The sequence below is a fragment of the Streptomyces sp. NPDC050564 genome, assembly GCF_044457265.1.
In the GTDB taxonomy this organism is placed as follows: Bacteria; Actinomycetota; Actinomycetes; order Streptomycetales; family Streptomycetaceae; genus Streptomyces.
The window spans coordinates 47,150-54,186 of record NZ_JBITGS010000051.1 but is presented as its reverse complement, the minus strand read 5'-3'; the positions used below and the strand labels follow the sequence as shown (position 1 = coordinate 54,186).

4 protein-coding genes and 2 pseudogenes are annotated in these 7,037 nt (G+C 69.3%); 2 read left to right on the top strand and 4 right to left on the bottom strand.

Annotated elements, in window-relative coordinates; translation table 11 throughout:
* Positions 1 to 177: 177 nt before the first annotated feature.
* The 4 genes from ACIBK0_RS45670 to ACIBK0_RS45655 form a co-directional block, all read right to left on the bottom strand.
* The gene (locus ACIBK0_RS45670; protein WP_399094425.1) at positions 178 to 1,533 is read right to left on the bottom strand and encodes a nucleobase:cation symporter-2 family protein; all 1,356 of its coding nucleotides are present in this window, start codon (positions 1,531 to 1,533) and stop codon (positions 178 to 180) included.
* A gap of 14 nt (positions 1,534 to 1,547) precedes the next feature.
* Positions 1,548 to 2,534: an isopenicillin N synthase family dioxygenase gene (locus tag ACIBK0_RS45665; RefSeq protein WP_399094422.1), complete on the bottom strand. Its 987-nt coding sequence runs from the start codon at positions 2,532 to 2,534 to the stop codon at positions 1,548 to 1,550.
* 267 nt (positions 2,535 to 2,801) lie between these two features.
* Positions 2,802 to 4,124 (bottom strand): amidohydrolase family protein, encoded by a 1,323-nt coding sequence (locus ACIBK0_RS45660; RefSeq protein ID WP_399094419.1) that lies wholly within the window; start codon positions 4,122 to 4,124, stop codon positions 2,802 to 2,804.
* Positions 4,124 to 5,536, bottom strand: a complete 1,413-nt coding sequence (locus ACIBK0_RS45655) for a uracil-xanthine permease family protein (RefSeq protein WP_399094416.1) — start codon at positions 5,534 to 5,536, stop codon at positions 4,124 to 4,126. The genes ACIBK0_RS45660 and ACIBK0_RS45655 overlap by 1 nt, the downstream gene beginning before the upstream one ends.
* Positions 5,537 to 6,066: 530 nt before the next feature.
* Here ACIBK0_RS45655 and ACIBK0_RS45650 point away from each other — a divergent pair.
* Both ACIBK0_RS45650 and ACIBK0_RS45645 read left to right on the top strand, forming a co-directional pair.
* Positions 6,067 to 6,548 (top strand): annotated as a pseudogene (locus ACIBK0_RS45650) (IS5 family transposase); the annotation flags it as partial.
* A gap of 258 nt (positions 6,549 to 6,806) precedes the next feature.
* A pseudogene (locus tag ACIBK0_RS45645) lies at positions 6,807 to 7,004 on the top strand (hypothetical protein); the annotation flags it as partial.
* Positions 7,005 to 7,037 lie beyond the last annotated feature (33 nt).

Genomic DNA, 7,037 nt, shown 5'->3' with positions numbered 1-7,037 from the left:
CCGTCTGGCGACGCCGCCACCAGGCCCGATCCCAGACCAGCCACTACCGGCGTCAAGCCGCTCAAGCATGAAGATCACGATCTACGGCTGTAGTATTAGGCGCTTTGGCGAACCCTCAGCGGTCGCCAACGCCGGCACCACGGCGGTTCGCTGCCGTGGTGCCGGTCAAACGTCCCGTCAGCGCACGGGGGTTGCCTTGGCCGGTACGGTGTCCCCGACGGGTGCGCCGGGCAGTCCCACGCTGCTCTTCCGCCCCACCTGGTTGAAGGCCAGATTGAGGCCGAAGGCCACCAGGGTTGCGCTCGTGACCGGTGATCCCAGGACGATCTGCACCCCGTCGGGGAAGCGGGAGTACAGGTCGGGCGCGACTTCGGGGGCCATTCCGGCGCCTATCGCCACGGCGACGACGAGCAGATTGTTCGTGCCCTCGAACTCGACTTTCCGCAGGGTGTTGATGCCGACCGTGGCCACGGTCGCGAACATCACCAGCGCGGCCGCGCCCACCACCGGCTGCGGAAGGCCGGCCACCACAGCGCCGAGCTTGGGCACTGCGCCCAGCACGACGAGGACGGCGCCCGCGACCGTGGCCACATGACGACTGCGCACCCTTGTCATCGACACGAGCCCGACATTCTGCGCGAAGACAGTGTCGATAAAGGCGTTCATCGCTCCGCCCAGCACGCCCGACAAGCCGTCGGCCGCCAGTCCGCGCGCCATGTCCCCGGTGGTGAGCCGCTTGCCGGTGAGTTCGGCGACGGCGATGAGATCGGCCGTCGACTCCGCGAAGAGCACGAGCATCACCACGCACATGGACAGCACGGCGACCGGCGGAAAGGCCGGCGCACCGAAGTGGAAGGGCGCGCTCACCCCGATCCAGTCGGCAGAACGGGCGGCGGTCAAGTCCACCAGACCAAGGGGAATTGCCACGACCGTGCCGGCCAACAGCCCCAGGAGCACGCCCGTCTGGGCCAGGAATCCGCGCCCGAACCGCGCCACCAGCAGGATCACGACGATCACGAACGCGGCGAGGGCGAGTCGCGAAGGCGCCGCGTGGTCCGGCGCCTTCGGGTCGTTGCCGACGACCAGACCGACGCCCACGCCAATCAGCGAAAGACCGACCACCGTGATCACGACGCCGCTGACCAGCGGCGGGAAGAACCGCACGGCCTTAGCGAAGGGCCAGGCGACGAGCATGCCGAAAACTCCGGCCGCGAGCATCGATCCGTATACGGCCTGCAGTCCGTAGTTCCCCGCGATAAGGATCATCGGGGTCACGGCGGTGAAGGCCGCGCCGGCCATTACGGGCATGCGGACGCCGAGCACCCGTCCCACGCCCGCGCCCTGGATCACCGTGATGACACCCGCGACCAGCAGGTCGGCGTTGATGAGCAGAGCTGTGGTCGAGGCGTCCAGCCCGGCGGCCGTGCCGAAGACGAGCGGCACCGTGACACATCCCGTATACATCACGAGGACGTGCTGGAGGCCCAGCACGGCGAGCCGCCCGAACGGCGCCCGCGGCTTGGAGGACATCATCACGACGGCTTCCCCTATCGCGCGAAGTTGGCGGCTATGCGCTGCTGGATGTAGTCCCCTGCGGTGATCGGGGGATAGCGCCTCTCCGGGCCTTCGATCACGACGTTCCGGTCGGCCTGCGCGAAGTAGGCGATGCTGTAGCGGGCCCCGCGGTCGTCATCTGGTCCTGGTGACTTCACGCGGTGGAAGTTGGACGGCAGCCGGTCGTCGCTCCAGCGCATGAGCATGTCCCCGATGTTGCAGGTGATTACGTCGGCCGCGGGCACCACGGGCGTCCACTCCTGTGCCTCGGCCTCCCTGCCCGGGCAGACCTGCAAGCCGCCCTCGCCGTCCCGCTGGAAAAGCAGGGTGAGGCAGTCGAAGTCGGTGTGCGCTGCTGCCCGCCAGACGTCCGGGTCCAGCTCGGCGTCCTCGGGGATCGCGAAGTAGTGGAGCATGCGCAGCGTCGACTGGTGGCTGTCGCTCGCCAGGTCGTGAGCACGGCCGAAGAAGTCCCGCTCGAAGCCGAGCCGTTCGGCGAAGCAGGACAGCACGCGCATGGCGACCTGGCGGCACCGCGCCTCGAAGGCCAGCGTCTGGGCACGGAAGTCCGGCAGCACGTCGTCGGGCCACAGACCGTCCATATGCGGCCGGGTGACCTGGTACGACTCCTTCTGATCGGGTGTCTTGACCGACGGCCTGACCTGCGTCATCGACTCCCAGCCGGCGTTGCGGCCCTTCTTCAGCCGGTGCCTTCCCTTGACGTCCTCCGGCAGGGCGAAGAAGTGCCTGGCATCGGCGAAGGCGCGGTCCACCAGATGCTGTTCGATGCCGTGGTTGACGAGCTGAAAGAATCCGATGTCGGTGGCCGCGGCCCACAGTTCCTCAGTGATCTCGGCCCTGCGCCTGTCGAAGTCAGAAAGGTCGACGCGCCGGATCTCCCGGTCGGCGGTCTCCTTGCCCGCACCGCCCATGCGGGTTTCCCTGTCGAGCTCGGCGAGGGTGTACGTCGTTTCATTCATCGCGGCTGCTACTCCTGTGGAGTGTGGTCCGTCTCGGGATGCAGTCACCGCCCCTGCAGTCCCCACCGCGGACACTGCGAGGTCCGCGGGCACGGTCGCGAAGGGAGCCCGTCGGTGGGCCCCGCGCCGTGGGCTGGCATGTGAACCATGCGCGATGGGGAAAGCCTTTCGCTGCTGTGTTTCCTTGCGGCGTCGGGGCGTTACGCCCGCGTAAGACATGTAAGAACGGGGTGGGGAGCCGTGCACCGCTCCTCACCCCGCACTTGGTCAGCCCCGCAGCGAGTCCGCGAGCGACTCCTCACTCAGCCGGAGGCTGCGGCCCCCGCGCAGCACTGCTTCCCCGGCCACCACGACCGTATCCACGGTGCGGCTGCCCGCGCAGGTCAGCAGCGTCGCGCCGGGGTCGCGCACCGGCAGGCACGCGAAGTCACGGTCGAAGCGGTGCACGACCAGGTCGGCCGGCATGCCCGGGACCACGCCGGAGGCCGCGGACTCCAGCCCCAGCACGTCGTTGGCGCCGCTCGTGGCGATCCCGATCATCTGCTCGAAGCCGAGCAGATCCGCCCGCCGGTGCGCCGCGCGCTGGAGGTAGGCGCCGATCCGCATCGCCTCCAGGATGTCCTGGGTGTCGTTGCTCGCCGCTCCGTCCACCCCGAGGCCCACGCGCAGCCCCGCCGCCAGCATCGCCGGCACCGGTGCGATGCCGCTGCCCAGACGCATGTTGCTGAGCGGGTTGTAGGAGACCCCGACGCCATGCCGGGCGAGCCCCGCCTGACCCGCGTCGTCCAGTTCCACGCAGTGCACCGCGAGCAGGCGGTCCCACAGGAACCCGGCCCGCTCCAGGTACTCGACGGCGCCCAGACCGGTGTGCTGCCGGCACATCGTCTCGTCCGTCGCCGTCTCCAGGAGATGGATCGACACCGGGAGACCGTGTTCCTCCGCGTAACCGCGGACGGCCCTCATCCCCTCGACCGTAAGGGAGCGGGGGTTGGGAACGGCCAGCCCCAGGGAGATCCGACTCCCGGTCCCCTCGGAAGCCATTTCGGCGGTCAGCTTGTCGACGTGCGCGAATACGTCGTCAAGGGGCTGCATGAGGCGTGGGTCGAAGCCCCACTTACGGGTCGGGTCGACGAGGTCGGCCACACCGCGGCAGACCACCGCCCTGATCCCGGTGTCGCGTAGGGCGCGCAGCACCGCGTCGTGTACTTCGGTCGACGGATGCGGCCACATGTGCTCGACGAGGGTGGTCGTACCGCCGCGCAGGGCTTCCGTCGCCGCCGCCGCGGCCGCCGCGTACGCCCGCTCGGGGCTGATGGCGGCAGTCTCGTCACCGACCTCGCGCAGCCAGGACAGCAGCGGCTGTCCCTCCCCGATCCCGCGCATGACCGCCTGGAACAGATGCGTGTGCGTGTTGACGAGCCCAGGGGTGACATGGCAGCCCGCGGCGTCCACCACCCTTGTCCCGTGCGGCAGCTCGCCGGCGGCTGTCACGGCCGTCACGCGTCCGTCCGCGACATGCACGTCACGGGACTCGAGCCACTGTCCGTCGCTCCACACGGTGGCGTTCGTGAGGGTGTCGATGTGGTGCATCAGGAGGTCCCCTCCGGACTGGCGTCGCCGGGCGGCGAGAGCCGCGACGCGGGCCGGGACCCGGCATGGTGGAAGAGGAAGTTCAGCGTGAAGGCGACCAGCCCTGTCATGGCGATACCACTGTCCAGCACGGTGCGGAGGGTGGCGGGCAGAGCACCATAGACGTCCGGAGCGCCGACCGGGAGCATGCCCAGGCCGAAGGCGAGCGCGGCGGTAAGCAGATTGCGTCCGTCCCCCAGGTCGGCCTCCGCGAGAATGCGCAGCCCGACCGCCCCGACCGTGCCGAAGATGATCACCGAGACGGCGCCGAGCACCGGACCCGGTACCGCTGCCACCGCGGCTCCCAACACGGGGAAGAAGGCGAGCACGACCATCATCGCCCCGGACAGGGCGACCACGTGACGGCTCATCACCCGGGTGACACTGAGCAGTCCGACGGACTGACCGAACGTCACGATGGGGAAGGACGCCAGTCCGCCGGAGAGGACCGTCGCCGCACCGTCGGCACGCAGCGCCCGTACGACGGTCTTCTGGTCGTTGCCGCGCCCGGCGATCCTGCCGACGGCGAGGGTGTCGCCCACCGACTCGACCATGTTGACCAGTTGCACGACGAGCATGGCGATGACGGCGGGCAGGACGAACGTCGGGGCACCGAACGCCGTGACATCGGGCCGGGCCACGGCGTCGGCGTCCGTGACGCCGGAACCGTCGAACAGGCCCAGGGGGAGCGCGAGAAGGGTCCCGGCGGCCAGCGCGAACAGGACAGAGAAGCGGGCCAGCGCGGGCGGCGTCAGCCGCTCGACCAAGACCACGAGGGCGATGGTTGCGGCGGCCAGGGCCAGCCCCCTCGCTCCGGTGCCGCCGCCCGAGCCCGAACCGGTGATCAGGCTTGCCGCCGAAGGCACCAGGGAGAAGCCGATCACCGCGATGACCGTGCCGGTGACCAGCGGCGGGAAGAGATGCAGGCAGCGGCCGAACCAGGGCGCGACGGCCACGGTCACGAGCCCGGCGACGACGGTCGCCCCGAACACCGCGGCCAGGCCGTGCTCCCGCCCGATGAGTATCGCCGGAGTGATCGCCGTGAACGTCGACCCCATGACGATCGGGAGCCGGGCGCCCACCCACTTGACGCCCAGGCTCTGCAGCAGCGTGGCCAGCCCGCTGACCAGAAGGTTCGCACTGATCAGCAGACGGATACGGTCCCCAGGCAGGTCCAGCGCGACTCCCACGAGCAGGGGCATCGTCGCCATGCCCGAGTACGACACGAGCAGATGTTGCAGGCTCAGGGGCACCATCCGGCGCAGGGGCGGCCGGGCGTCCACCGGAGGCGGAGCCGATTGTCCAGAGGCGGGCCCGTGGTCGTCGGGGCCGGGGTGGGACAGGGTGTCGGTGGCGTGCGTCTGTGCAGCCATCGGTCCTCCCTCGAAAAGGCGGTGGAAGATGGCTGGTTAGCGCCGACTGGGGCCGGTCACGCGCCGGCCGTTGCAGCCATGACCGGTGTGCGGAAGACCATAAGGATGGTGTGTTTCGGCCGCGTTGCGGCCACGAACCCGGCGCGTTCCAGGAGGGCGCGGCACCGCATGACGGGACCTGGACAGGACCGCCGAAACTCAGGGACCCGGACCGCTCGGTGAACCAGACAGCCGACCCCTGGGATGGCCGGAAGGCTGACCCGGACCGGCCCTGGGAGTCACGGCGAGGCGTCTGGTGGGCGGATCACCCATGACGTGGGGGAATGTCCTGCGGCTCGTGTTCGACACGGTGTGGGCCGAAGGCTGAGCGGTATTTCGGGGCACCCGACGTTCGTGTGCCTCTATGGCGGGACGCCATCGCGGAGTCACGGCGTACGGTCATCGGGCGCTCGCCCCGGCTTCCACAACCTCCAGTTGCTCCCCGGAAGGTTGGACGGTGTCCTATGTGGTGATCGCTCGTTGGTCTGTGTATGGGGCGGGGTACGTGGAGTTGGATTGTTCCGGACGGGCTGTGGGAGATCGCCGAGCCGCTGATCCCACCGTCGAAGGTGCGGCCGCAGGGTGGCGGAACGCAGGACACGCCTGATGAGACGCTGTTCGCGGCGATCATCTACGTGCTGGTCAGCGGTTGTGCCTGGCGGGCTCTGCCGCCGTGTTTCGGGATATCTAAGTCGACTGCGCATCGCCGGTTCCTGATCTGGTCGCGGGCCGGGGTGTGGGGCCGGCTGCATGAGGCAGTGCTGCACCGGCTCGATGACGCCGGCCTCATCGATGTCTCGCGCGTGGTTCTCGACTCCGCTCACGTGCGGGCTAAAAAGGGGGCGAACTCACAGGTCCGAGCCCCGTGGACCGGGGTAAGCCGGGTTCCAAGATGCACGTCCTGTCGGACGCGAACGGCCTGCCCCTTCTCGTCGGCGTCTCCGCCGCCAACACCCACGACAGTGAAGCGCTGTCATGCCCGGCCAGGGAGGGCGGGAAAGCCGTCCGCAGGGCGAAGGGGGCCAGGTGATCGGGACACCCGAGACCCGGGAGGTATGCGAAATGCAGAACGCCGAAACGGTGCCGGATGTCCAGCGCGAGCAGCTGAACCACTCACGCAGTGATCACTGGAGAGCCGGATGATCGGGAAACCATCACGTCCGGTTCGGCGGGAGGCCGCGCGGAACAGGACCTGCCACGGCAGGCACCTCGCCGCGCGGCCGACCCGACCGGGTGGCTGATGTTCCACCGCCGTCTTGCCCGCGACTACGAGACCCTCCCGGCCCGCTCCGAGGCCATGATCCACCTCGCCATGACGGACCTCATGGCCCGCCGCCTCACCGGCGAAGCCACCATCTCCTGGCGCGACCGCAAAGTCGTCTGCGAGGCCGAGTGCCGCTGGGGGAGGACTTGTCAGTGCCTCCCGTGATAATCACCTCGCCACGCTGACCATGCCGATCGG

Excerpts from the sequence above, each read along its gene's own strand:
- ACIBK0_RS45660 (WP_399094419.1), bottom strand. The coding sequence starts at position 4,124 with ATGCACCACATCGACACCCTCACGAACGCCACCGTGTGGAGCGACGGA.
- ACIBK0_RS45655 (WP_399094416.1), bottom strand. The coding sequence starts at position 5,536 with ATGGCTGCACAGACGCACGCCACCGACACCCTGTCCCACCCCGGCCCC.
- ACIBK0_RS45670 (WP_399094425.1), bottom strand. The coding sequence starts at position 1,533 with ATGATGTCCTCCAAGCCGCGGGCGCCGTTCGGGCGGCTCGCCGTGCTG.
- ACIBK0_RS45665 (WP_399094422.1), bottom strand. The coding sequence starts at position 2,534 with ATGAATGAAACGACGTACACCCTCGCCGAGCTCGACAGGGAAACCCGC.